This is a genomic window from Saccharomonospora iraqiensis subsp. paurometabolica YIM 90007 (assembly GCF_000231035.2).
GTDB lineage: Bacteria > Actinomycetota > Actinomycetes > Mycobacteriales > Pseudonocardiaceae > Saccharomonospora > Saccharomonospora paurometabolica.
The window spans coordinates 141,102-141,523 of sequence record NZ_KI912218.1; the positions used below are offsets into that span (position 1 = coordinate 141,102).

Consider the following 422-nt stretch of genomic DNA (forward strand, 5'->3'; position numbering starts at 1 on the left):
GCCGCGCCCGCGGTGCGCAGCGCCGCCAGTTCCGCGGCGTCCTTGCGCATCCGCAGCTCCCCCAGCACCGGCCCGGCCAGGCACTGCTCGGCGCCAGGGACGGCGTCCCGCATCCGCAGCACGTGCAGCGCGGTCATCGTGTCGCTGACGGCCACCCGCCCGGGGCGGCCGAGCCGGTCGGCCACCATCCGGTACGGGTCGTCCCCGTCGACCCAGGTGACGACGTCGACGCCGAGGTCGTCGAACGGGATGTCGCCGTAGCCGGGGGCCTCCAGTTTCGGCAGCACCAGCGCGGGCGGCGCGTCCGCCGCGGCGGGCGACCACCAGGGTGGTCAGCCGTTCGAACGACCCGCCCGCCTGGCCGAGCAGGAACCGCAGGTCCGACCCGGGGGCGAGCAGCAGCGCGTCGGTGTCGGCGGCGG

Annotated in this window: 1 pseudogene; it reads right to left on the reverse strand. The window is 77.3% G+C overall.

Annotation, left to right across the window (positions count from 1 at the left end):
• Positions 1 to 422, reverse strand: a pseudogene (locus tag SACPADRAFT_RS26250) (aminopeptidase P family N-terminal domain-containing protein); the annotation flags it as partial.